The following is a 22,065-nucleotide window of genomic DNA, read 5'->3' as shown; positions in this document are numbered from 1 at the left end:
GCGGGTCGCGGTCGACGAGGTGTTCGGGCAAGGAGTGGCCTTCCGGGAAGCATGTCGTGCGGTGTCACGTTGCAGGAGGCGAACGGCACGTCCGCGTACCGTTGCCAGCAGGCACCGACGACCGATCCTAGTCCGGTGTCGCCTCGCTCGATCCGTCGACAGCCCCCAGGAGGGACCCCACCATGACCGCACCGGTCGACCCGTCCGAGAAGTTCACCGCCTACGCCCACCCGGAGCGGCTCGTCTCCACCGAGTGGCTGCAGGAACAGCTGGACGCTGTCACCCCCGACCTGGTCGTGGTCGAGTCCGACGAGGACGTCCTGCTCTACGAGACCGGGCACGTCCCCGGTGCGGTGAAGATCGACTGGCACACCGACCTCAACGACCCGGTGCTCCGCGACTACATCGACGGCGAGGCGTTCGCCCGCCTGCTCGGCAGCAAGGGCATCGGCCGCGAGACCACCGTCGTGGTCTACGGCGACAAGAACAACTGGTGGGCCGCGTACGCGCTCTGGGTCTTCTCGCTGTTCGGCCACGAGGACGTTCGCCTGCTCGACGGCGGCCGGGCGAAGTGGATCGCCGAGGACCGTGCGCTCACGACCGACCAGACCGTCGTGACGCCGGTCGAGTACCCCGTCGTCGAACGGGTCGACACCGAGATCCGCGCCTACAAGGACGACGTGCTCGCCCACCTCGGCAAGCCGCTGATCGACGTCCGCAGCGCGCCGGAGTACTCGGGCGAGCGCACCACGGCGCCGGACTACCCGGAAGAGGGCGCGCTCCGCGCCGGGCACGTCCCCACGGCCGTGAACATCCCGTGGGCCACCGCCGCCGCGCCGGACGGCACCTTCAAGAGCCGCGACGAGCTCGACGCGATCTACCGCGACGGCGCCGGCATCGGCGACGCCGACGAGGTCATCGCCTACTGCCGGATCGGTGAGCGCTCGAGCCACACCTGGTTCGTCCTGCAGCACCTGCTCGGCTACGAGAACGTCCGCAACTACGACGGCTCGTGGACCGAGTGGGGCAGCGCCGTCCGCGTCCCGATCGCCGTCGGCACCGAACCGGGTACCATCGCCGACCGATGACCGACGCACTCCCCCAGTCCCTCGCCGAGATCCGCGACGACTTCCTCGAACTCTCCCAGCAGGACCGCCTGCAGCTGCTCCTCGAGTTCTCGAACGAGCTCCCGGCGCTGCCCGAGCGCCTGCAGGGACACGAGGACGAGCTCGAACGCGTCGAGGAGTGCCAGTCCCCCGTCTTCATCACGGTCACCGTGGGCGAGGACGGCGACGCGCCCGGCATCGTCCGGATGCACGCCACAGCCCCGCGCGAGGCACCGACCACGCGCGGCTTCGCCTCGATCCTCGCGCAGGGGCTGTCCGGGCTGACGGCGGAGCAGGTGCTCGCCGTGCCGGCGGACTACCCGCTGACGATCGGGCTGAGCGAGGCGGTCAGCCCGCTGCGGATCCGCGGCATGGTCGGGATGCTCGGCCGGGTGCAGCGGCAGGTGCAGGCGCAGGCTGCGGTCTCCTAGACCCGTCCGTCCGTGGATGCGTCTACCGCGCGCTGGCCGCGCCGTCGCGCTGGACCACCTCGGTCAGCCACGCGAGGATCCGGGCGTCGAACCAGTCGGCGTCGTGGTTCCAGAGCTTCGTGTGCCGGGCGGTGGTCTGGACCTCGAGCCGCACGATGTCCGGACGCGCCTCGGCGAGGGCGTGCGACGCGGACGACGGCACGAACCCGTCGTCGTCGCTGTGCATGAGCAGGATCGGGACGTGCAGTTCGTCTGCACGCGCGACCATGTCGAGCTGCCGCAGGTCGACCGGCTGCGCGAGGCCGGTCAGGCGGTGCAGGACCGGCGTTCGGAGGAGCCGCTCGGCGACCTTCCGGACCGGCCGCGGCAGGCGGAGCAGCTGGCTCTGCGCCTTGAGCACCGCGTGCCAGTCGACGACCGGCGACTCGAGCACGACGCCGTCGACGAGGTCCGCGAACGCCGATCGCACCAGCGTCTGCAGCACGACCGCGCCGCCCATCGACCAGCCCATCAGGACCACGCTCGTCGCGCCGCGCCCGGACAGCCAGCGGAGGACCGCGTCGATGTCCTCCCACTCGGTGCTGCCGAGCCCGTAGCGGCCGTCGACGCTGCGGGGGGCGACGCCGTCGTTCCGCCAGCTCGCCAGCACCACGGAGTACCCCGCCGCCCGGAAGACCGGCACCGCGCGGATCGTCTCGGCGCGGGTCACGCCACGGCCGTGCACGAGGACGGCCCAGGGCGCGTCGGGGTCGTCGGCGCGGATCACCCAGGCCGGCGCGGGACCGTTCGGGGTCGGGACGTCGACGTCCTCGACCGGGACGTCGAGCTCGCCGGGCGTCAGGTAGAACCAGCCGCCCCAGCGCCCACGACGGGCGGCCGTGGGGTCACCGGCGTCGATCGCGATGATGCGGCGGGTGACGGTCGTGTCGGTCGTGCCGAGGACCTCGCCGACGCGCATGTGCCCGGTGCCGCCGCCGAACCAGAGGCTGTAGCGGCCCTGCAGTTCGGTGTCGGCGGTGCGCTCGAGCGTCACGGTCCGGCTGACGGTGTCCACGGCGTGGATCGGGACGCGCTCGGTGCGCTTGCGGTCCGGCGTGACGACCATGCGGGCGATGCCGGCGACGAACCCGCCGACCACCGCGGTGCCGACGACGGCCGCCGCGACCCCCGCACCCACGGCGACGAGACCGGCCGACCGAGCGGCCCCCTGGACGACGTCCTCGGCGGGTCGCGCTGATCGGGACATGGTCCGGAGCCTAGTCTGCATTCGTGTCCGAAACCCGAGAGCCCGACGCCTTCGCCCGGCTCCGTGCGTTCGTGGCGTCCGGCGGCGCGCGTGCCGAGACGACCGTCACCGAGATCCCCTCTCCGTCGCGCATCGCGCCCTTCTCGATCGCCCTCGCGGCGGACGTCTCGGGTGCGACGCACGGCATCGACTCCGACCTCGGCACCGGCCGGTTCATCGCGCTCCACGACCCCGACGAGCCGGAGGGCTGGGGCGGGGCGTTCCGGATCGTGACGTTCGCCCAGGCACCGCTCGAACCCGAGATCGGCGTCGACGAGTTCGTCGCCGACGTGACGTGGAGCTGGCTGGTGGACGCACTCGCGGCGCACGGTGCGACCTACGACCACGCGTCGGGCACGGCGACCAAGATCATCTCCCGCGGCTACGGCGACCTCGCGGCGCAGGGCGACGGGGCGCAGCTCGAGCTGCGTGCCTCGTGGACCCCGCGCGGCGACGACCTCACCGCGCACGTCGAGGCCTGGGAGGAGATCGTGGCGATGCTCGCCGGTCTGCCCCCGGCGTCGGACGGCGTGACCCTGTTGGCCCCGAGGAGGCTCGCACGTGACTGACCCTGCATCTCCGGGCGGTCCGGTGTCACCGACCGCTGCGTCCCCGGCCGCGTCGTCGGCGGGCGCGTCGTCCCCGGCCGCGTCGTCGGCGGGCGCGTCGTCCCCGGCCGCGTCGTCGGCGGGCGCGTCGTCCCCGGCCGCGTCGTCGCCGGCCGCGTCGTCGGCGGGCGCTGCGTCGCCGGCGTTCGAGGCGTCGCACGACGCGGTCCACGTGATCGCGACGCGCGAGGAGTACCTCGACGCGGTGGCCGCCATCGCCGCGGGACACGGTCCCGTCGCGGTCGACGCCGAACGCGCGAGCGGCTACCGGTACTCCCAGCGGGCGTACCTCATCCAGGTGTTCCGCCGCGGTGCCGGCGCGTTCCTGTTCGACCCGATCCCGATCGGCGACTTCTCCGAGCTGCAGGACGCCATCGTCGACGAGGAGTGGCTCTTCCACGCCGCCTCGCAGGACCTCCCCTGCCTGCAGGAGGTCGGTCTCGTCCCGACCCGGATCTTCGACACCGAGCTCGGCGCCCGCATCGCCGGGTTCCCGCGGGTCGGCCTCGGCGCCGTCGTGGAGCAGCTGCTCGGCATCACGCTCGCGAAGGCCCACTCGGCCGCCGACTGGTCGACCCGGCCGCTGCCGCAGTCGTGGCTCGTCTACGCGGCCCTCGACGTCGAGCTGCTCCCCGACCTCCGGGACGCCCTCGCGGCGACGCTCGAGGAGGCCGGCAAGTCCCGCATCGCCGAGGAGGAGTTCGCCGCCGTCCTGACGCGCGCGCCGAAGCCGCCGAAGGCCGAGCCGTGGCGCCGCCTGTCCGGCATGCACGCCCTGCGCGGTACCAGGGCCCTCGCGATCGCCCGGGCCCTGTGGACGGCACGAGACGCCTACGCCCGCGAGACCGACATCGCCCCCGGGCGCACCATCCCGGACTCCGCGATCGTGGCCGCCGCCGCCGCGAACCCGGCCTCGAAGGGCGAACTGAGCGGAGTCAAGGCCTTCACGGGTCGCGCGTCCCGCTCGGAGCTCGACCGGTGGTGGGCCGCCGTCGAGGACGGCCGGACGACCGAGGACCTCCCGAGGCTCCGCGGCACCGGCGAGGCCACACTGCCGCCGCCCCGCGCCTGGGCCGACCGCAACCCGGCCGCCGACCGCCGCTACAAGGCCGCCCGTGCCGCGGTGGTGCAGCGCGCCGAGGAGCTCGACCTGCCCGTCGAGAACCTCCTCACGCCGGACACCCTGCGCACCGTGTCGTGGGAGCCGCCCGCCCCGATCGCCACCGAGACGGTCGGTGCCGTGCTCGCCGCGCACGACGCGCGCCCCTGGCAGGTCGAGGAGACGGCGTCGATCATCGCGCACGCCTTTGTCGCTGCTGCACAGGAGCCTGCTGCTGAGAGCAACACCGAGTCGTAGGAACGGCCCAACGGGCATGCGTCCGCCCAGGCTCGGGGCATAGCGTCGCAGGTGCACGCCGGGTCGGACCCGGCCGGGCGGGGCGGGACGCGCCCGGCCTGATCAACGAGGATCTGGAGGCCCAGATTGCCAAAGGCAGCAGACGTCGTCTTCGTCGACGGAGTTCGGACACCGTTCGGACGAGCCGGGGAGAAGGGGGTGTTCTGGAAGACCCGCGCCGACGACCTCGCGGTGCACGCGATGCGCGGACTCCTCGACCGGAACGCCTCGCTGGACGGGGCCGCGGTGGACGACGTCGCCGTGGCCGCCACCACGCAGCAGGGCGACCAGGGGCTCACCCTGGGCCGGACCGTGGGGATGCTCGCGGGGCTCCCGAAGACCGTCCCCGGGTACGCGATCGACCGCATGTGCGCCGGTGCCATGACGAGCGTCACGACGCTCGCCGGCGCCATCGCGTTCGGCGCTGCGGACGTCGCCATCGCCGGCGGTGTCGAGCACATGGGGCGCCACCCGATGGGGTTCAACTCCGACCCGAACCCGCGCTTCGTCGCGGAACGCATGGTCAACGGCGACGCCCTGGTGATGGGCAAGACCGCCGAGCGCCTGCACGACCGCTTCCCGGCGATCACCAAGGACCGCACGGACGCCTTCGCCGTCCAGTCCCAGCAGCGCTACGCCGCCGCCTGGGCCGCGGGCAAGCTGCAGCCGGACCTCGTCCCCATCGAGGTGAACACGGGTGCGGGCTGGGACATCGTCTCGAGCGACGAGCCGCCCCGCCCCGGCACCACGCTCGAGGCCCTCGCCGCCCTGAAGACGCCGTTCCGGCCGCACGGACGGGTCACCGCGGGCAACGCGGCGGGACTCAACGACGGCGCCACGATGAGCCTCATCGCGTCGGCCGACGCGGCGAAGCAGCACGGCCTGCCCACCAAGATGCGCATGGTCTCGTTCGCGTTCGCCGGAGTCGACCCCGAGGTGATGGGCATCGGCCCGGTCCCCGCGACCGACAAGGCCCTGTCGAAGGCCGGCCTGTCCATCGACGACATCGGGCTGTTCGAGATCAACGAGGCCTTCGCGGTCCAGGTGCTCGCGTTCCTCGACAACTACGGCATCGCCCAGGACTCGACGAACGTGAACGCGTGGGGCGGCGCGATCGCCGTCGGACACCCGCTCGCGTCGAGCGGCGTCCGCCTGATGACCCAGCTGGCGGCGCAGTTCGCCGAGCGACCCGACGTCCGGTACGGCATCACGACGATGTGCATCGGCCTCGGACAGGGCGGCACCGTGATCTGGGAGAACCCGAACTTCAGCAAGTCCGCGGCACGGAAGGCGGCCTGAGCATGACCATCGTCGACAACGACCGACTCCTGGCCCTCAGCGAGGACGAGGTCGTCACGCACTCGTACCTGAAGCACGTCCCGCTGCCGTCCGGCGGCACGCTCGCGCTCATCACGCTCGACAACGGCAAGGACTACAAGCGTCCGTCGACGCTCGGGCCGCGCACCCTGTACGAGCTGTCCGGGGTGCTCGACACGCTCCGCACCGAGGCGTCGGCCGGCACGGTCCAGGCCGTGGCGATCACCGGCAAGGAGTACTGCTTCGCCGCCGGCGCCGACCTGTCCCAGGCGGCCTCGGTGCCGTCGCGCGAGGTCGCCCACGACCTCGCGGCCCTCGGGCACGCCACGCTCCGGAAGCTCTCGGACCTCGGCGTGCCGTCGTTCGCGTTCATCAACGGGATCGCGCTCGGCGGCGGTCTCGAGATCGGGCTGCACTGCACCTACCGGGTGTTCTCCTCGGCCGCGCAGGGCATCGGGCTGCCCGAGGTCTTCCTCGGCATCATCCCGGGCTGGGGCGGTGCGACCCTGCTCCCCCGCCTGATCGGACCCGAGAAGGCGCTCCGCGTCATCGTCGAGAACCCGCTCAAGAACAACCGCCTGATGGACGGGCCGGCTGCGGTCGAACTCGGCATCGGCGACGCGCTCATCCCATCGGTCACGTTCCTGCCGTCCGCGGTCGCGTGGGCCGACGGCGTCGTGTCCGGTCGCACGAAGGTCGTGCGGAAGAACGAGCCGGGCATGCTCGAGAAGGCCGCGTGGGGCACCGTCGTCAAGGTCGCCCGGTCGCAGGTCGCGTCGAAGATCGGCACCGTGCCGAAGTCACCGTTCCGCGCCCTCGACCTCGTGGCCGCGGCGAAGTCCGGATCGCTCGACGACCGGTTCGCCGACGAGGACGACGCCCTCGCCGACCTCATCTCCGGCGACCAGTTCGCCGCGTCGATGTACGCGTTCGACCTCGTGCAGAAGCGCGCGAAGAAGCCGGTGGGCGCCCCGACGGACGTCTCGCCGCGCCCGGTCACGAAGGTCGGTGTCCTCGGCGCCGGACTCATGGCGTCGCAGTTCGCGCTGCTGTTCGCCCGTCGCCTCGGCGTCCCCGTCGTGATCACCGACGTCGACCAGGCGCGCGTCGACGCCGGCGTGGCCCGGATCCGCGGCGAGGTCGACACGCTGCTCGACAAGGGCCGGGTCTCCCCCGACGACGCGAACCGCATCAAGGCACTCGTGTCCGGGTCGGTCTCGTACGACGCCTTCGCCGACGCCGACTGGGTCATCGAGGCCGTCTTCGAGGAGATGGGCGTCAAGCAGGAGGTCTTCCGGAAGATCGAGCAGGTCGTCTCGCCCGACGCGATCCTCGCGACGAACACGTCCTCGCTCTCGGTCTCCGAGATGGGCTCCGTGCTGTCCGACCCGTCCCGGCTGGTCGGCTTCCACTTCTTCAACCCGGTGGCCGTGATGCCGCTGCTCGAGGTCGTCCGAACCGAGGCCACGTCCGACGAGACGCTGGCCACGGCCCTCGCGGTCGCGAAGACCCTCAAGAAGACCGCGATCATCACGGCCGACCAGCCCGGCTTCGTCGTGAACCGGGTGCTCGCCCGGGTCCTCGGCGAGGCGATGCGCGGTGTCGAGGAGGGCACCTCGTTCGAGGTCGTCGCCCAGGGTGCCGCGCCGCTCGGCCTGCCGATGTCGCCGTTCGAGCTGCTCGAACTCGTCGGGCTGCCGGTCGGTGCGCACGTGCTCGACTCGCACCACGCCGCCTGGCCGGAGCGCTTCTACCCCGGTGACGGGCTGAAGAAGATCGCGGAGTTCGGGCACATCCTCACCCGCGACAAGAAGGGCTCCGCGACCGGGTACGACCCAGCGGCCGTGAAGCTCGTCGCACCGTCGAAGCGGGACGCCCACCCGGTGGACGCGGCCGAGATGCAGCGGCGCTTCGAGGACGCCCTCGCCGACGAGCTGCACCGCATGCTCGAGGACGAGGTCGTCCAGCACGTCGAGGAGATCGACCTCGGGCTCATCCTCGGCGCGGGGTACCCGTTCCAGGCCGGTGGCATCAGCCCCTACCTCGACCGCTCCGGCGCGTCCGAGCGGGTCTTCGGCGGCGCCTTCCACGAGCCGCTGATCGTCGGGCCCGCGTCGCGCTGAGCCCGGCGTCGAACCACCGAACCGACGTCGAACCAGGCCGAGCGCCCGGTTCGACGTCGGTTTCGTGGTTCCACCCGGCGTAGCGTGCAGGCATGGGACAGGAGTGGTGGGCACCGCGCACGTCCGGGCACCCCAGCGTCGTCTTGCCGGTACCGCTCGCCGACGTCCCGGAACTCCTCGACCGCGCCGTGCACGCCGTCCCGGGCGCCGCGGCGATGGAGGTCCGACCGGACGGGGCCGTCATCGGCCGCCGGACCTCGTTCGCGCTCCGCGCCGAGAACATCGTCATGACGTTCTCGCGCGAGGGACCGTCGTCCTCGCGCGTGGAGATCATCCGCGAGGGTCGCGACGGCCTGTCCTACGGCCAGGTCCTCTGGGTGACGCCGATGGCCCGCGCGATCCTGCGCGAGCTCGTGGCCGCGGCCGCCGGGCCGCCCGCGCGCTGACCCCGCCGGGCCGCCGTGCTTCGGATCGAACCACGAATGCGACATCGAACTCGTCGATCCGCCCGGTTCGATGTCGCATTCGTGGTTCCACCCGCCGCGCCGTGCATCGCGCGCCCGCACCGCCGGCGCCGCTCAGCGGTCGGCGGACTCCCGGGAGCGCGACTCCGAGCGCGCCGGCTTCGCCTGCGGCAGCTTCGTCCCGACGACCTGGTCGATGACGTCGCGGGCGATCGCCTGCGCCGTGAGTCCCACGTCCTCGAGGATCTGCGACCGCGACGCGTGGTCGATGAACTCGTCGGGCAACCCGAGCTCGTTCACCCCGGTGTCGACCCCCGCGGCCCGGAGGTCCTGGCGCAGGCGCGTGCCGACCCCGCCGACCCGCACCCCGTCCTCGATCGTGATCACGAGCCGGTGCTCGCGCGAGAGGTCGATGAGCGACGCCGGGATCGGCACCACCCACCGCGGGTCGACGACCGTGACCCCGATGCCCTGGGACTCGAGCAGCGCCGCGGCGTCGAGCGCCACCGGCACCATCGACCCGACCGCGACGAACAGCACGTCGGGTTCCTGGTCGGACGACAGCGACCGCAGCAGGTCCACCCCGTCGTCGAACCGGCGGATCGCGGGGATGTCCGGCCCGACCTGGCCCTTCGACCAGCGGAGCACGGTGGGCGCGTCGTCGACGGCGACGGCCTCGCGGAACTCCTCGCGCAGGGTCGCGGCGTCCCGGGGCGCGGCGATCCGGATGCCGGGGACCACCTGCAGCAGCGCGAGGTCCCACATGCCGTGGTGCGAGGGACCGTCCGGCCCCGTGATGCCCGCACGGTCGAGGACGAAGGTCACCCCGGCACGGTGCAGCGCAACGTCCATGAGCACCTGGTCGAACGCCCGGTTGAGGAACGTGGCGTACAGCGCGACGACGGGGTGCAGACCACCGAACGCGAGTCCGGCCGCGGTCGTCACGGCGTGCTGCTCGGCGATGCCGACGTCGATCACCCGCGAGGGGTGCTGCTCCTGGAAGAGGTGCAGCCCGGTGGGGCGCAGCATCGCCGCGGTGATCGCCACGATCTTCTCGTCCGACGCGCCGACCTCGGCCAGGGTCGACGCGAACACCGACGTCCACGAGGGCCCCGACGAGACGTCGAGCGACTCCCCCGTCTCCGGGTCGATGTGCCCGACCGCGTGGAACTGGTCGGCCTGGTCGCGCAGGGCCGGCTCGAACCCGTAGCCCTTCTCGGTGATCGCGTGCACGATCGTCGGCGCGCCGTACTCCTTCGCCTGCCGGAGGGCGGCTTCCATCGCGCGCTGGTCGTGCCCGTTCACCGGGCCGATGTACTTGATGTCGAGGTTCGAGTAGAGCGCCTCGTTGTTCGTGAACCGCGAGAGGAACCCGTGCAGCCCGCCACGCATCCCGCGGTAGAGCGCCCGTCCCGGTGCCCCGAACCGTGCGGCGGCGGCCTGCGACTTCTCGAACAGGGCCCGGTACTCGCGACGCGTCCGGACGGAACTGAGGAACCGCGCCATGCCGCCGATGGTCGGCGCGTAGGAGCGCCCGTTGTCGTTGACGACGATGACGAGCCGACGGTCGTTGCCGTCGGAGATGTTGTTGAGGGCTTCCCACGTCATCCCGCCGGTGAGCGCACCGTCGCCGACGACCGCGACCACGGTCCGGTCGGCCTGGCCGGTCTGGACGAAGGCACGGGAGATGCCGTCCGCCCAGGACAGCGACGACGACGCGTGCGAGGACTCCACGATGTCGTGCTCCGACTCGCGCCGCTGCGGGTAGCCGGCCAGTCCGCCCCGCTCGCGCAGCCGCGAGAAGTCCTGCCGCCCGGTGACGAGCTTGTGCACGTAGGACTGGTGGCCGGTGTCGAACACGAACGGGTCGTGCGGCGAGTCGAACACACGGTGCATGGCGAGCGTGAGTTCGACGACACCGAGGTTCGGGCCGAGGTGGCCGCCGGTCTTCGCGACCTCGGCGACGAGGAAGCGTCGGATCTCGGCGGCGAGGTCCGTCATCTGCGCGTCGGAGAGACGCTTCAGGTCGCGCGGCGACGTGATGCTCGAGAGCAGGGTCACGGGCGCTCCTTTCGTGGGGCTGTCGGCCCACTCTATGCGCGTGGGGACGGAACGGACTGGAGGCGCGGTGCCAGCTGGCACCGCGCCTCCAGGCCGTATCCGTGTCGCGTCAGACGAGCGAGCGGAGCACGTACTGCAGGATGCCGCCGTTGCGGTAGTAGTCCGCCTCACCGGGGGTGTCGATGCGGACGACCGCGTCGAACTCGATCGTCTCCTTGCCGGCGGGCGAGTGCTCGCTCGGCGCAGCCGTGACGTGCACCGTCTTGGGCGTGCGGCCCTCGTTCAGCTCGGTCAGGCCGGAGATCGAGACGACCTCGGTGCCGTCGAGCCCGAGGGACTCGACGGACTCGCCGGCCGGGAACTGCAGCGGGACGACGCCCATGCCGATGAGGTTCGAGCGGTGGATGCGCTCGAAGCTCTCGGTGATGACCGCGCGGACGCCGAGCAGGTTCGTGCCCTTCGCCGCCCAGTCGCGGGACGAACCGGAGCCGTACTCCTTGCCGCCGAAGATGACGAGCGGGATGCCCTGCTCCTGGTAGTGCTGCGAGGCGTCGTAGATGAACGACTGCGCACCGTCCGGCGTCGTGAAGTCGCGGGTGTACCCGCCCTCCACGCCGTCGAGGAGCTGGTTGCGGAGGCGGATGTTCGCGAACGTGCCGCGGATCATGACCTCGTGGTTGCCGCGACGCGAGCCGTAGGAGTTGAAGTCCTTGCGGTCGACGCCGTGCTCGGCGAGGTACTTGCCCGCCGGGCTGTCGGCCTTGATCGAGCCGGCCGGCGAGATGTGGTCGGTCGTGACCGAGTCACCGAGCTTCGCGAGCACCCGCGCGCCGGAGATGTCCGACACCGCGTCGGGCTGCATGGTCATGCCCTCGAAGTACGGGGGCTTCCGCACGTAGGTCGACTCGGTGTCCCACTCGAACGTGTCGCCGGTCGGGGTCGGCAGGTTCTTCCAGCGGTCGTCGCCCTCGAACACGGAGCCGTACTCGTGAGTGAACATCTCGGTGTCGATCGACGCGTCGATGACCTGCTGCACCTCGACCGCGTCGGGCCAGATGTCCTGCAGGAAGACGTCCTTGCCGTCCTGGTCCTGCCCGAGGGCGTCCTTGTCGAAGTCGAAGTGCATCGACCCGGCGAGGGCGTACGCGATGACCAGCGGCGGGGACGCCAGGTAGTTCATCTTCACGTCGGGGTTGATGCGCCCCTCGAAGTTGCGGTTGCCGGAGAGCACCGCGGTGACGGCGAGGTCGTTGTCCTGCACGGCCTGCGAGATCTCCTCCGGCAGGGGACCCGAGTTGCCGATGCAGGTGGTGCAGCCGTAGCCGACCGTGTAGAAGCCGAGCTGCTCGAGGTAAGTCGTGAGACCGGCCTTCTCGTAGTAGTCGGTGACGACCTTCGACCCCGGCGCGAGGGTGGTCTTGACCCAGGGCTTCGCGGTGAGGCCCTTCTTCGCGGCGTTCCGGGCGAGGATGCCGGCGGCCATCATGACCGACGGGTTCGAGGTGTTCGTGCACGAGGTGATCGCGGCGATCGCGACCGCACCGTGGTCGATCGTGAACGGGTCGGCACCGTCCATCGCGACCTTCGTCGGCTGCGATGCCGTCGACGGGGCGCTCGAGACGTGCACGTGCTCGTGCAGGTTCGTGTCCTCGTTGGTCGACCCCGCGGCGATCGGGTCGGATGCCGGGAAGGTCTCCTCGACCGCGTCGTCGAGGTCGGTCTGCTCACTCGGCGACGTGTAGTTGCCGAGGTCGACCTCGAACTGCGTCTTCGCCTTCGACAGCTCGATGCGGTCCTGCGGACGCTTCGGGCCGGAGATCGACGGGACGACCGTCGACAGGTCGAGCTCCATGTACTCGGAGTAGTTCGGCTCGACGGACGGGTCGTGCCAGAGGCCCTGGGTCTTCGCGTACGCCTCGACGAGGGCGATCTGGTCCTCGGAGCGGCCGGTCAGGCGCAGGTAGTCGAGCGTGACGCCGTCGACCGGGAACATCGCCGCCGTGGAGCCGAACTCCGGCGACATGTTGCCGATGGTGGCACGGTTCGCGAGCGGAACCTCGCCGACGCCCTCGCCGTAGAACTCGACGAACTTGCCGACGACGCCGTGCTTGCGGAGCTCCTGCGTGATGGTGAGCACCACGTCGGTCGCGGTCACCCCGGCCGGGATCGATCCGGACAGCTTGAAGCCGACGACCTTCGGGATGAGCATCGACACGGGCTGGCCGAGCATGGCCGCCTCGGCCTCGATGCCACCGACGCCCCAGCCGAGCACGCCCAGGCCGTTCACCATGGTGGTGTGCGAGTCGGTGCCGACGAGGGTGTCCGGGTACGCGTAGGTCTCGCCGTCGAAGTCACGCGTGTAGGTGACCTTCGCCAGGTACTCGATGTTGACCTGGTGCACGATGCCGGTGCCCGGCGGGACGACCTTGAAGTCCTCGAACGCCGTCTGGCCCCAGCGGAGGAACTGGTAGCGCTCCCCGTTGCGCTCGTACTCGAGGTCGGTGTTGCGCTGCAGCGCGTCCTCGCGACCGAAGAGGTCGGCGATGACGGAGTGGTCGATGACCATCTCGGCCGGCGACAGCGGGTTGATCTTGTTCGGGTCCCCGCCGATCTCGGCCATCGCCTCGCGCATGGTGGCGAGATCGACGATGCACGGGACGCCCGTGAAGTCCTGCATGACCACGCGGGCCGGCGAGAACTGGATCTCGGTGTCCGGCTCGGCGTCGGGCTGCCACGACCCGAGCGCGCGGATCTGGTCCTCGGTGACGTTCTTGCCGTCCTCGGTGCGGAGGAGGTTCTCGAGCAGCACCTTCAGGCTGTACGGGAGCTTCTCGTGCCCGGGCACCGTGTCGATCCGGTGGATCGCGTAGTCGACACCCCCAACCGACAGCGTGTCCTTCGAGCCGAAGCTGTTGACTGCAGCCACTGTGCCGCCTCCCTGGTTGATCGGTGTGCCCCCATCCAAGCGGGGCGCGAAGCGTCCCACCAGCAAGGCAAACCTAAACCCGCCAGCCCGGGAAGGGCCGCGGGGAAATGTCTCGATGTCGAGACAACTCTACACCGCGGCGGGGTCGCCCTGACGCCTGAAGACCGTCCGGACGAGCAACCAGGTGACCCAGAGCAGCGCGGCGTAGAGCGGGACGCCCGTGATGAGCTTGATGCCGGCGAGCAGTTCGACCTGCGCGGTCAGGTACAGCGGCACCTCGATGAGGAGCCGGATCGCGAAGAGCCCGACCCAGAGCCAGGTGGCCACCGTGAGCACCCGGCGCTTCGCGGGGTCGCGGCGCCAGTCCTGGTGGCTGCCGTCCTCGTTCGGGGGCAGCAGGAACCCGACGACCACGCCGATGAGCGGCTGCCGGATCGCCAGCGAGACGAGCAGCCCGACGAGCCACACCGCGTTGATGACGATGCCGGGGATGAAGTTGCTCTCGGCCCGGCCGGTGATGAGCGCGAGGCCCGCCGAGATCGCGACGCCGAGGATCCCGGCAAGGCTCATCACGAGGGACTGGCGCTGCAGCAGTCGGAGCACCACGAACACGACGCCGATCGCGACCGGGATCAGGACGCTCGGGACGACCTGCTTCGTGATCGCGTACACGACGAGGAACGCCAGGCCCGGCAGCACGGACTCGACGAGCCCCCGGACGCCACCGATCGCCGCGACGAGGGCGTGCCCGGACGGCGCCTCGCCGGGAGCGACCTTGCCGAGTCCCGTGTTCGCGACGGCGGCGCGCATCTGCTCACTGAACGAGGGCAGCGCGTCGGGCGCGTCCGCGTCGGGACGGGTGGTGTCGTCGTGGTCCGGCACCGTGCCTCCTGGGTCAGATCGCCGACTGCGGTCAGATCGCCGACTGCGTCGATTTCGGCATGTGCAGCGGGATGAGGTCGCGCGGCGGCATCGGCGTGGTCCCGCGGACCACGACGACGCTGCGGAACAGGTCCTCGATCTCGGCCGCGTCGTCGGGCTGCTCGGCGGCCTTGCCGGCGATCACGCCACGCAGGAACCAGCGCGGGCCGTCGACGCCGATGAACCGCGCGGGGCGGGCCCCGTCGGTGACGCCCGTGCCGTCGGAGACGACCGGGACCTGGGCACGGAGCTCGGGGCCGAACGGACCGTCGACCTCGGTCACGACGCCGCCCTGGCGCTCGATCTGGTCCGCGATCTGCCCGCGGATCTCGTGCCACAGGCCCGTGGACCGGGGTGCGGCGAACGGCTGCACCTGCAGTGTGGACTCGTCGTAGTCGAGCCCGACCGCGACGACGCGCTGCGAGCCCTCCTCGACCTCGAGCCGGAGGTGGAGCCCCTCACGCGGCAGGACCTTCACGCCGCCCAGGTCGACGTACGGACGGACCAGGTTCGCCTCGGTCTCGTCGTGCGGGCCGCTCTCAGCACGGTCGTCGGGGGCGGACTTGTCGGTCGGGGCGACCGCGTCGACCTCGTCGAGGTCGGCGTCGGCGTCGGTCGCGATGTCGACCTCCGGCGTCGTGTCGGCCACCTCGACCTCGTCGGCGACGGCGTCCGCCACCTCGACCTCGTCACGCTTGCGTCGGCCGAACTTCATGCGCGCGTTCCTTCCTGAACATCGTCGGCGGTGCCGCTGACGGCACCGCTCCGGTCACCGTAGCCCGACGAACCGAACCCACCCTGGCCGCGGACGCTGTCGGGCAGCTCGTCGACGCGGGTGAACGACACGCGCGGCACCGGCATGACGATCATCTGGGCGATGCGGTCGCCGACGTGCACCTCGTGCGCGGCGGCCTGGTCGGTGTTGAGCAGCGCGACCTTGACCTCGCCGCGGTACCCGGCGTCGACGGTGCCCGGCGCGTTCACGATCGTGATGCCGTGCTTCGCGGCGAGACCGCTGCGCGGCACGACGAAGGCGGCGTAGCCGTCCGGGAGCGCGATGCGGAGGCCCGTGCCCACGAGCCGGCGTTCGCCGGGCTGCAGGACGAACGCCTCGGTCGAGACGAGGTCCGCGCCGGCGTCACCGGGATGGGCGTATCCGGGAGCGTTCTCCCCGGTCCAGAGCACGTCGACTGGTTCGGTCACGTGTCGAGGGTAGTGCAGACCGTGACCGTTCCGTGACCTGGTGTCAGTCGTGGTCGAATGGTGTCGTGACCCTGTACCGCGAACGACTGTGGGCTCCGCCCGTCCTCTACCTGGCGACGGCGCTCGTCATCCCCGCCAGCCTCCTCGTGTTCCTGCCGATCAGCGTGCTCGCGGGCATCCTCGTGGCGATCGGCATGTACCTCGGCGTGCTCGTGCTGCTCTGGGTCCTCGCCCCGACGATCGAGGTCACCGAGACCGAGTTCCGCGCCGGGCGCGCACACCTGCCGCGCGCGCTCGTCGGTGCGGTCGAGGGCTACGAGGGCGCCGAGGCCACCACACAGCGCGGGCCGGCGCTCGACGCGCGCGCCTGGACGCTCTTCCGCGGCTACGTCCGCGGGGTGGTCAAGGTCGAGGTGGAGGACCCGGCGGACCCGACGCCCTACTGGCTCGTCAGCGTCCGCAACCCGTCGGCGGTCGTGGCAGCCCTGCGTTCCTGAGTCCGACCTCGTTCCGGGCGTACCTGCCCGTTCCGGGCGTACCTGCCGATTCCGGGCGTACCTGCCCGTTCCGGGCGTACCTGCCGATTCCGGGCGTACCTGCCCGTTCCGGGCGTACCTGCCCGGAACTTCTGACCAGGTACGCCCGATCCCGCTTCCCATCGCGCGCGGTCTGGGAAGGACCGGCACCACGCGACGGACGGGAGGCGCGGTTCGAGCCCGCCCCGCGCCTCCTGTCCGCCTCGGCGAACGACGACGGCCCGTCACCGCAGCAGGTGACGGGCCGTTCGTGTTCGAGCGTTCCCTAGAGCGCCGCGCACTCCGCGCAGACCGGGCCGAGCTTCGACTCGTGGTCGAGCTGCGAGCGGTGCTTCACGAGGAAGCACTCGACGCAGGTGAACTCGTCGACCTGGGGCGGGAGCACGACGACGTCGAGGTCGACGTCGCTGAGGTCCTGTCCGGCGAGCTCGAAGCTGCCGGGGTTGTCGGAATCATCGTCGACGACCCCCGACATCTTGTCGGGAACGCGCTCCTTGAGGGCCTCGATCGACTCCGAGTCGGAGTTGTCGTCGGTCTTCCGGGGGGCGTCGTAATCGGTGGCCATGCCCATCCATTTCTCGTATCGAGAGGTCGTCGCCGGTGATCGGCGGCGACAGTTTGCACCACGTCTCGCCAGAGCGCAAACCGAGTGTTCCGGCGGGTCGTTCTGGCGCTGCAACCCGTGTACCCGTCCGTCCATTCCCGCTGTCCGGAAACGCTCGCACGGCAGTCCACGGCACGCCCGTGCGCCTCCGCCGGATCGGGTCCGGACGGCTGCATACTCACGGGGTACGAGGCACGACCGTACGCGACGCTCGGAAGGCGGAACCATGCAAGACGTGAGAGTCATCGGGGTGGAGTCCGGCGCACTCCTGCTGGCCACCGACGGCGGGACCGAGTTCCGTCTGCCCGTCACCTCGTCGCTGACCGGTCAGGTCCGGCAGGCGAACCCCGAGTCCGGCCCGCACAAGCGCGTCTCCCCCAAGGACGTGCAGGCCCGGATCCGCGGCGGTGCGGACGCGGCCGAGGTCGCCGCGGCGCTCGACGTCGACGTCGAGTACGTGCGGCGCTTCGAGGGCCCCGTGCTCGCCGAGCGTGCCTTCATCCTCGACGCCGCGCACCGCGTCCCGGTGACGCCGGTGGACGACGAGTCCCCCGACACCTTCGGCGAGGCGATCACCGCCAAGCTCGAGGCCGGCGAGGCGACCGGGATCGCCTGGGGCTCGTGGAAGCACGTCGAGAGCGGCTGGCAGGTGCGCGTGCACTACACCGCCGCCGAGGTCGAGCACGACGCCCAGTGGCGGTTCGACCCGAAGACGTCGACGCTGACGCCGGACAACGGCGACGCCCACCGGCTGTCGCACACCGAGGACGAGGGCATCGCGCCGCGCCTCCGTGCGGTCGAGAACGACCACCAGGACACCGACGGCACGCGGTTCGACTCCGGGGCCTTCCGCGTCGACGAGCCCGACGAGGACGTCACGAACCCCGACGTCCAGGACCGTCCCCTGCGCGCGCCGCTCCCCCGGATCGGTGCCGCCGTCGAGGAACGCGCCCCGGGCAACGAGACCGCCGACCTCCTCGAGGCGCTCCGACGCCGTCGGGGCGAGCGCGAGGCGGCGGCCTTCGGCGAGCAGCCGCAGGACGACGGGCGCCGGACCTCGATCAGCGTCGTCGACATCCCGCTGCAGGGGTTCGAGGACTCGTCCGACACCGCGCCGCAGCCGGACGCCCGACCCGCGTCGGCACCCGAGGCCGAGGGTGGCCGGGTCGACCGCAAGAAGCGGAACCGCCGGTCGATGCCGAGCTGGGATGAGATCGTCTTCGGCACGCGGCCGGACGACGACCCCGCCTGATCGGCACGGAGCCGCCCCGGCTCCGGTGTCGGGTGCGGCCCGCTCCGCTACTGCGCGAACGCCCCGGCGAGCCGCAGCGGCACCATGGTCTCCTCGTCGGTCATCGCCCCGTGCTGGCCGATCATGCGCTTCGGTGACTCGCCGGCACGCAGGGCACGGTCGTCGTTGAACGCCCACGACCCGCGGGCGACGAGCACGACGTCCCCGATGCGCGGCACGACCTCGTCCGACACCGCACCGAACCAGCCGGCGGCGATCGCCTCGTCGCGGCTGGCGACGTACGCCTTCTTGCCGTAGCGCGCACGGAACTGCCCGACGAGCGACCGCACGTCGGTGCCCGGCGCCACCGTGAACTGCCGGCAGCGTGGGTCGCCGGCCACCCCGACGATGTCGGTCAGCAGCAGCGGGTCGATCGCGACGTTCTGGTGCTCGGGGACGTCGAGCACCCCGTGGTCGGCGGTCACGACGATCCCCACGTCGGCCGCGGCGCGCTGCTCGAGCCGGGCGAGCTCACCGTCGAGGAGCTCGAGCGCCGCCGTCCACCGATCCGACTCCCAGCCGTGCTTGTGCCCGATCGAGTCGAGCTCCGGGACGTAGAGGTACACCAGGGACCTCCCCGCGGCGGTCTCGGCGAGGGCCGCGTCGACGCGCTGGGCGATCGAGTCCGCCGGGGCGTAGCGGGCGCCGCCGAGGACGTTCGCCGTCATCCCCGACGAGCGGTACCGTGCCGGGCCGACGACCACGGGGTCGACGCCGAGCGCCGGCGCCTCGGAGAACAGGGTGCTCGCGAGGAACCAGCCGGCCGGCACCTCGTCGTCCCACCCGCTCAGCAGGTTCATCACGCGCTCGGTGTCGGGGTTCCAGCCGCTGTACCCGACCACACCGTGCGTGCCTGGCGACCGACCGGTGGTCAGCGTGCTCAGCGCGGCCGCCGTCGTCGTCGGGAAGCCGCTGCGCAGCCGTTTCTTGCCGGCGGCGAGCCAGCGGGCGTGCCCGGCGCGCGCGGCCAGCGCGCCGGCACCGAGGCCGTCGACCAGCACGACGATCGCGGAACGGGCGGGGCGGAGGGTGATCCGCGCCTCCCGTCCGGTGGCACGCAACCACGCGTCGTCCGCAGCGCCGAGCGCGACGAGGCAACTCGGGAAGACGTCGGCGAGGTTCGCGGTGGCGTCGGGGGCCGTCGGTACGCTTGTTCCCATCTCCCCCAGTCTCGCAGAAGGGTGCCATGGCACGCACGGAAGCAGTCGGCCTGCCCGACGGTGAACGCATCGAGGACGTCGACGTCTCCGAGGAGATGCAGGGCTCCTTCCTCGAGTACGCGTACTCCGTCATCTACTCACGGGCGCTCCCCGACGCACGCGACGGCCTGAAGCCCGTGCAGCGGCGCATCCTCTACCAGATGGCCGAGATGGGACTGCGTCCCGACCGCGGCCACGTGAAGAGCGCCCGCGTCACCGGCGAGGTGATGGGCAAGCTGCACCCGCACGGCGACGGCGCGATCTACGACGCCCTCGTGCGCATGGCGCAGCCGTTCACGATGCGCGTGCCGCTCGTCGACGGCCACGGCAACTTCGGCTCGCTCGACGACGGCCCCGCCGCCGCCCGCTACACCGAGGCCCGGCTGGCCGAACCGTCGATGGCCATGACCGAGGGCCTCGGCGAGGACGTCGTCGACTTCGTCCCGAACTACGACAACCAGATCATGCAGCCCGGCGTGCTGCCGGCGGCGTTCCCGAACCTGCTCGTCAACGGCGCGTCGGGCATCGCGGTCGGCATGGCGACGAACATGGCGCCGCACAACCTCGGCGAGGTCGTCGAGGCGGCGAAGCACCTCCTCATGCACCCGCAGGCCACCCTCGACGAGCTGATGGAGTTCGTCCCCGGTCCCGACCTGCCGTCCGGCGGCACCATCGTCGGACTGTCCGGCGTGCGGGACGCCTACGCCAGCGGCCGCGGCTCGTTCCGGACGCGCGCGAAGGTGAGCGTCGAGAACCTGACGCCGCGCAAGGTCGGGCTCGTCGTCACCGAGCTCCCCTACCTGGTCGGCCCGGAGCGCGTGATCGAGAAGATCAAGGACGGGGTCCAGTCGAAGAAGCTCGTCGGCATCTCCGACGTGAACGACCTGACCGACCGCAACCACGGGCTGCGACTCGTCATCGGCATCAAGAGCGGCTTCAACCCGACCGCCGTGCTCGAGCAGCTGTACAAGCACACCCCGCTCGAGGACGGCTTCGGCATCAACAACGTCGCCCTCGTCGGCGGGTCGCCGCGCACCCTCGGGCTGCGCGAGCTGCTCGACGTGTACGTGCAGCACCGTCTGTCGGTCGTCACCCGCCGGTCCGAGTACCGGCTGGCGCGTCGTCGCGAACGCCTGCACCTCGTCGAGGGCCTGCTCGTCGCGATCCTCGACATCGACGAGGTCATCGAGGTCATCCGCTCCTCGGACGACTCCGAGGCAGCGCGGTCCCGACTGCAGACCGTCTTCGACCTGTCCGAGGTGCAGGCCGAGTACATCCTCGAGCTCCGGCTCCGCCGGCTGACGAAGTTCTCGCGCCTCGAGCTCGAGGGCGAGCGCGACCAGCTGCTCGCCGACATCGCCGCGCTCGAGGAACTCCTGGCCTCCGACGAGCGACTGCGCGCCCAGGTGGCGCTCGAGCTCACCGAGGTGTCGGACCGGTTCGCCACACCGCGCCGGACCCTCCTCACCGAGGCCGACGCCCCGGTCAAGGGTGGGCGCAAGGCCGCGGTCGACCCCGAGTCGCTGCAGATCGCCGACGCCCCGTGCCGCGTGCTGCTCTCGACCACCGGGCGACTCATCCGCGTCGACATCCCGACCTCCGAGCTCGGCATCGTCCGAGTGCCGAAGCGGTCCAAGCACGACGCGGTCCTGTCGTCGGTGGTCAGCTCGGTCCGCGGTCAGGTCGGTGCCCTCACCTCGACCGGCCGCGTGATCCGGCTCTCGCCCGTCGATGTCCCCGCTGTGCCGCCCGCCGCGGTCCGGCTCGACGCCGGGGTCCGGGTGACGGACTTCCTCGGCATCGCCCGCGGCGAGACCGTCGTCGCGCTCGTCGACCTGTCCGGAGCCTCGTCGGACTCCCTCGCGATCGGCACCGTGCAGGGCGTCGTGAAGCGGGTCGTCCCCGGGGCATGGCCGGACAAGCCGGACTTCCCCGCGATCGGTTTGAAGCCGGGCGACGCGGTCGTCGGTGCCGCCCAGGCGCCGGAGTCCGACGACCTCGTGTTCATCACGTCCAACGCGCAGCTCCTGCGGTTCCCGGCCTCGGGCGTCCGCGCGCAGGGGCTCCCCGCCGGTGGGGTCGCCGGCGTCGCACTCGCCGCCGGCGCCTCGGTGATCTGGTTCGGGTCCGTCGCACGCTCCGACGACGCCGTGGTCGCCACCGTCTCGGCGTCCTCCTCGGCGCTGCCCGGCACGGACACCGGGCGCGCGAAGGTCTCGGCCCTGTCGGAGTTCCCGGCGAAGGGCCGTGCGACCCAGGGTGTGCGGGCGCACGCGTTCCTCAAGGGCGAGGACGGGCTGACCGTGGCGTGGGCGGGCATCGCTCCCCCGCACGCCGTCGGGACGGACGGCGCTGCCCGGACCCTGCCGGACTGGCTGTCGAAGCGTGACGGGTCGGGGGCGCCACTCGACGCCGTGATCGGCACGATCGGCGGGAGCGCCGCGGCGCTCGACGGGACCGCCGGCGAGGCGTAGGGCGGCGCGGCGCACGGCGCACGCTCGCCGCGCGCGTGTCGCCCGCGACCTTTCGCGGTGGGCGACAGTTCGCGGGGCTCCGGCCGCGTGAGCTGTCGCCCAGCGCGTGAGCACGCCCGC

The 22,065-nt window shown here is 71.7% G+C and carries 18 protein-coding genes; 10 read left to right on the top strand and 8 right to left on the bottom strand.

Features of this window, described 5'->3' with window-relative positions:
- Nucleotides 1-182 precede the first annotated feature (182 nt).
- Both ACQXVK_RS07080 and ACQXVK_RS07075 read left to right on the top strand, forming a co-directional pair.
- Nucleotides 183-1,088, top strand: coding sequence for a sulfurtransferase (locus ACQXVK_RS07080; protein WP_430853125.1), 906 nt, complete (start codon nt 183-185; stop codon nt 1,086-1,088).
- Nucleotides 1,085-1,537 carry a SufE family protein gene (locus ACQXVK_RS07075; RefSeq protein ID WP_022908051.1) on the top strand — a complete coding sequence of 151 codons (453 nt, stop codon included), beginning with the start codon at nt 1,085-1,087 and terminating at the stop codon, nt 1,535-1,537. The genes ACQXVK_RS07080 and ACQXVK_RS07075 overlap by 4 nt, the downstream gene beginning before the upstream one ends.
- Nucleotides 1,538-1,559: 22 nt before the next feature.
- Here the strand turns inward: ACQXVK_RS07075 and ACQXVK_RS07070 are convergent, their stop codons facing one another.
- Nucleotides 1,560-2,783, bottom strand: a complete 1,224-nt coding sequence (locus tag ACQXVK_RS07070) for an alpha/beta hydrolase family protein (protein ID WP_430853124.1) — start codon at nt 2,781-2,783, stop codon at nt 1,560-1,562.
- 23 nt (nt 2,784-2,806) lie between these two features.
- Between ACQXVK_RS07070 and ACQXVK_RS07065 the strand changes: the two genes are divergently transcribed.
- The 5 genes from ACQXVK_RS07065 to ACQXVK_RS07045 all read left to right on the top strand — a co-directional run bounded on the left by ACQXVK_RS07065 (nt 2,807) and on the right by ACQXVK_RS07045 (nt 8,712).
- Nucleotides 2,807-3,391 carry a DUF3000 domain-containing protein gene (locus tag ACQXVK_RS07065; RefSeq protein WP_022908053.1) on the top strand — a complete coding sequence of 195 codons (585 nt, stop codon included), beginning with the start codon at nt 2,807-2,809 and terminating at the stop codon, nt 3,389-3,391.
- Nucleotides 3,384-4,787, top strand: coding sequence for an HRDC domain-containing protein (locus tag ACQXVK_RS07060; protein ID WP_430853123.1), 1,404 nt, complete (start codon nt 3,384-3,386; stop codon nt 4,785-4,787). Before ACQXVK_RS07065 ends, ACQXVK_RS07060 begins: the two co-directional genes overlap by 8 nt.
- A gap of 126 nt (nt 4,788-4,913) precedes the next feature.
- Nucleotides 4,914-6,125: a thiolase family protein gene (locus tag ACQXVK_RS07055; RefSeq protein ID WP_430853122.1), complete on the top strand. Its 1,212-nt coding sequence runs from the start codon at nt 4,914-4,916 to the stop codon at nt 6,123-6,125.
- A gap of 2 nt (nt 6,126-6,127) precedes the next feature.
- Nucleotides 6,128-8,266, top strand: coding sequence for a 3-hydroxyacyl-CoA dehydrogenase NAD-binding domain-containing protein (locus ACQXVK_RS07050; RefSeq protein ID WP_430853121.1), 2,139 nt, complete (start codon nt 6,128-6,130; stop codon nt 8,264-8,266).
- 92 nt (nt 8,267-8,358) lie between these two features.
- A complete protein-coding gene (locus ACQXVK_RS07045) occupies nt 8,359-8,712 on the top strand; it encodes a hypothetical protein (protein ID WP_430853120.1) in 354 nt (117 codons plus the stop codon).
- Nucleotides 8,713-8,844: 132 nt separating this feature from the next.
- Here ACQXVK_RS07045 and dxs read toward each other — a convergent pair whose 3' ends face one another.
- The 5 genes from dxs to dut form a co-directional block, all read right to left on the bottom strand.
- Nucleotides 8,845-10,791: a 1-deoxy-D-xylulose-5-phosphate synthase gene (gene dxs / locus ACQXVK_RS07040; RefSeq protein WP_430853119.1), complete on the bottom strand. Its 1,947-nt coding sequence runs from the start codon at nt 10,789-10,791 to the stop codon at nt 8,845-8,847.
- A gap of 109 nt (nt 10,792-10,900) precedes the next feature.
- Complete coding sequence (gene acnA / locus ACQXVK_RS07035) at nt 10,901-13,717, bottom strand: aconitate hydratase AcnA (RefSeq protein ID WP_402262519.1); 2,817 nt, start codon at nt 13,715-13,717, stop codon at nt 10,901-10,903.
- Between the two features lie 129 nt (nt 13,718-13,846).
- The gene (locus tag ACQXVK_RS07030) at nt 13,847-14,599 is read right to left on the bottom strand and encodes a DUF3159 domain-containing protein (protein ID WP_022908063.1); all 753 of its coding nucleotides are present in this window, start codon (nt 14,597-14,599) and stop codon (nt 13,847-13,849) included.
- A 31-nt stretch (nt 14,600-14,630) separates the two neighbouring features.
- Nucleotides 14,631-15,353, bottom strand: coding sequence for a DUF3710 domain-containing protein (locus ACQXVK_RS07025; RefSeq protein WP_022908064.1), 723 nt, complete (start codon nt 15,351-15,353; stop codon nt 14,631-14,633).
- On the bottom strand, nt 15,350-15,841 hold the full coding sequence (gene dut / locus ACQXVK_RS07020; RefSeq protein WP_022908065.1) for a dUTP diphosphatase: 492 nt from the start codon (nt 15,839-15,841) through the stop codon (nt 15,350-15,352). The genes ACQXVK_RS07025 and dut overlap by 4 nt, the downstream gene beginning before the upstream one ends.
- 65 nt (nt 15,842-15,906) lie before the next feature.
- On the opposite strand from dut, the gene ACQXVK_RS07015 reads away from it, so the two are divergent.
- Nucleotides 15,907-16,338 (top strand): DUF3093 domain-containing protein, encoded by a 432-nt coding sequence (locus ACQXVK_RS07015; protein ID WP_022908066.1) that lies wholly within the window; start codon nt 15,907-15,909, stop codon nt 16,336-16,338.
- Between the two features lie 304 nt (nt 16,339-16,642).
- On the opposite strand, the gene ACQXVK_RS07010 is transcribed toward ACQXVK_RS07015, so the two are convergent.
- The gene (locus tag ACQXVK_RS07010) at nt 16,643-16,942 is read right to left on the bottom strand and encodes a DUF4193 domain-containing protein (protein WP_031263038.1); all 300 of its coding nucleotides are present in this window, start codon (nt 16,940-16,942) and stop codon (nt 16,643-16,645) included.
- Between the two features lie 265 nt (nt 16,943-17,207).
- Here ACQXVK_RS07010 and sepH point away from each other — a divergent pair, with 265 nt between their 5' ends.
- Entirely contained in the window at nt 17,208-18,233 is a 1,026-nt protein-coding gene (gene sepH, locus ACQXVK_RS07005) for a septation protein SepH (RefSeq protein WP_402262510.1), read from the top strand.
- Between the two features lie 47 nt (nt 18,234-18,280).
- Here the strand turns inward: sepH and ACQXVK_RS07000 are convergent, their stop codons facing one another.
- A complete protein-coding gene (locus ACQXVK_RS07000) occupies nt 18,281-19,432 on the bottom strand; it encodes an alkaline phosphatase family protein (protein WP_430853118.1) in 1,152 nt (383 codons plus the stop codon).
- Nucleotides 19,433-19,458: 26 nt separating this feature from the next.
- On the opposite strand from ACQXVK_RS07000, the gene ACQXVK_RS06995 reads away from it, so the two are divergent.
- On the top strand, nt 19,459-21,945 hold the full coding sequence (locus ACQXVK_RS06995; protein WP_430853117.1) for a DNA gyrase/topoisomerase IV subunit A: 2,487 nt from the start codon (nt 19,459-19,461) through the stop codon (nt 21,943-21,945).
- Nucleotides 21,946-22,065 lie beyond the last annotated feature (120 nt).

The organism is Curtobacterium sp. AB451 (assembly GCF_050585845.1).
In the GTDB taxonomy this organism is placed as follows: Bacteria; Actinomycetota; Actinomycetes; order Actinomycetales; family Microbacteriaceae; genus Curtobacterium.
This window is presented reverse-complemented; position numbering and strand designations above follow the sequence as displayed.